Raw genomic sequence first — 2,513 nt, forward strand, 5'->3', positions numbered from 1 at the left:
CCGTTTTCAGCCCGTCGAAAGCATCGCCAAAAGACGTCACGTCGCCTTTCGACGGTTCGTTGGTGCGCACGACCCCGTCGGTTATGTCCGCCGTCTGGCAGCCGGCAAGCATTATCAACAGACAGGCTGCCGCCGCGATAGCCCTCTTCATACAGATTCCCCCAAGGGTCTCGGACCTCATATTAGAATCAGATCATACACGCAACTAGAAGAAAATGCCCCTCATGCGGATGATCACCGGGAGCATGATAACCATCATAACCACAGGGAAGATACAAAGCCCCAACGGAATCATCATCTTCACAGGCAGAGAATTGGCGCGTTCCTCTGCACTCAGAATTCTCTGGCTGCGCATCTCTTCGCTGTAAACGCGCAAAGCGTCCGTCAGGCTGGTGCCGAGTTCTTCCGATTGCCGGAACAGTATGGCCAAAGCCCGCGCCTCATCGAGTCCGATGCGGTCAGCAAGTTCTCGCAGTGCTTCCCGCAGCGGCTTGCCAGCGCGCAACTGCAAATTCATGATCGCTAGCTGGATGCCGAGCCATTTGTGGGTGCCGGCCAGTTCGCTGCTCACGCGCTCGACTGCCGCCTCCAGGCTCATGCCGGCGTCGGCACAGGTGATCATCATGTCCATGAAATCGGGAAAGCCCCGACGATAGATTTCCTTCTGCGCATTCTCGAAGCGATCGAGCATGACGCTTGGAATCACGATGCAGGCGAGCCCGAACAGGCCAGCCCCGGCAAAGCCTATGAAACCGGGCAAGGAAGGCGGGAGCACTCGAGTCAGGACCGCATAGACAGCCAGAAATCCTACACAGACCGCACCAAGCCGCGACAGGGTGTAGATGAGCGGGGCGCTGCGCTGGTAGAAGCCGGCGCGGAAAAGTTTCGCTTCAAGGGCATTTGGCTCGTCCCGCTCCTTCTCGATCGATCGAAAATATGCATCGACCGGTCGCTGCGCTGCGATCTTGGCGAGCTGCTCCTGTCCGACCAGCGAACGGCGATCGGCGATACCTTCGGCGAGCAAGCTTTGTGCGACCAACCTTCGTGTTTGGAGAGCGGGCAAAAAAACAAGAGCGCCGAACAGAAAAAGTGCCGCCGCCGCCAGAAAGACGGAGGCGGAGACCAGAACACTGAGATCTTGAATAGTCGAAAACAAGTCTATGCCTCGTCCTGCTAGAAATCGAAACTGACCATTCGATACATGATATAATCACCCAGCAGCGCCCACAGCCCAAAAATCAGGAACACCGGCATGACCACCGGGTCATGCCAAACCTTGCCGTAGTAGGCTGGAGCAGTGAGCTGAAGGAGCAGAAAAATCACGAGCGGGAATAGGGAGATAATCCATGCAGACACCCGACCCTCGGCGGAAAGCGCCTTGATCTTCATCCTGAGTTTCTGCCTTTCGCGCAGCACCGACGAAAGATTGGACAAGATTCCGGTCAGATTGCCGCCCGTCTTGGACTGGATCGACAGCGATACCGAAAGCAGATGAAGGCCGTCGAAGCCGACACGCTGCGAAAGCTTTCGCACGGCTTGCTCGATACTGAGGCCAAAGGTGATTTCATCGGAGACAATGCCGAACTCGGTGCCGAGCGGATCCGGCATCTCGCGCGCGACGAGACCAACAGCGACCGAAGCTGGATGTCCGGCCCGCAGTGAACGAACGATCATGTCGAGTGCATCAGGGAGCTGTTTGGCGAATTTCCGGATTCGCCTATTGCGAGCCCGGCGAAGAATCAGAAGCGGCAACACAAATCCGACGGCCCCAAAAGCCATGGACGACACCAATGTCGAGAAACCCAGCACGATCGACAGCAGCAACGCCAGCACCAGCCCTGCTAAAAGGAATGCCGCGGCGAAAGACAGCGGATTTCCGGTAATTCCGGATTGGGTGTAGAGCCTGTTCAGTCCGACCAGACCAAAAAGAAAGTCCCCCGATTTCGACAGCCCGCGTTCGCGCAGCAACACTTGCAGGGTCTGTTCAGCCGAAACGTCATCAGTCAATCGCCTCAATCGATGGTTGATCGCGCCAATCCGTGAACGGCGTTTGGCAAAGGAAAGATACATGGCCTCGCCGGCGAGAATTACCGACGCCGCCGCGAGCACGTAGATGAAATAGAGCAAAGCCTGACCGGTCGGCATCAGAGGGCAACCTGCGGGTTGAAGGCATCCTTGGCAAAATGATGGCCAAGCGTCGCGGCCTCCGGAGCGAAGCGCGGACGGACACCGGTTGCGCGAAAATCTCCGATGACTTTGCCTTCGGCTGTGACCTCTCGGCGAACGAAGTGATAGATTTCCTGGAGCTGCACGACATTGCCTTCCATGCCGGTCAGTTCCGATATTGAGGTGACGCGCCGGCCGCCGTCCGAAAGACGCTGTGTCTGGACGATGATATCGATGGCGGAGGCGATCTGCGCCCGGATGGATTCGTGGGTCATCGGCATGCCGGCCATGCCGACCATCTGTTCCAGCCGCGAGATCGCATCGCGCGGCGTGTTGGCATGGATTGT

The 2,513-nt window shown here is 57.6% G+C and carries 2 protein-coding genes and 1 pseudogene; all 3 read right to left on the minus strand.

What is annotated here, in order from left to right; genetic code table 11:
* Window positions 1–205 precede the first annotated feature (205 nt).
* The gene (locus EOB49_RS33490; protein ID WP_127383463.1) at window positions 206–1,156 is read right to left on the minus strand and encodes a type II secretion system F family protein; all 951 of its coding nucleotides are present in this window, start codon (window positions 1,154–1,156) and stop codon (window positions 206–208) included.
* A 17-nt stretch (window positions 1,157–1,173) separates the two neighbouring features.
* Window positions 1,174–2,145 (minus strand): type II secretion system F family protein, encoded by a 972-nt coding sequence (locus tag EOB49_RS33495; protein WP_127383464.1) that lies wholly within the window; start codon window positions 2,143–2,145, stop codon window positions 1,174–1,176.
* Window positions 2,145–2,513: pseudogene (locus EOB49_RS33500) on the minus strand (Flp pilus assembly complex ATPase component TadA); the annotation flags it as partial. The pseudogene EOB49_RS33500 and the gene EOB49_RS33495, both read right to left, overlap by 1 nt.

The sequence above is a fragment of the Mesorhizobium sp. M7A.F.Ca.MR.148.00.0.0 genome (genome assembly GCF_003997735.1).
In the GTDB taxonomy this organism is placed as follows: domain Bacteria; phylum Pseudomonadota; class Alphaproteobacteria; order Rhizobiales; family Rhizobiaceae; genus Mesorhizobium.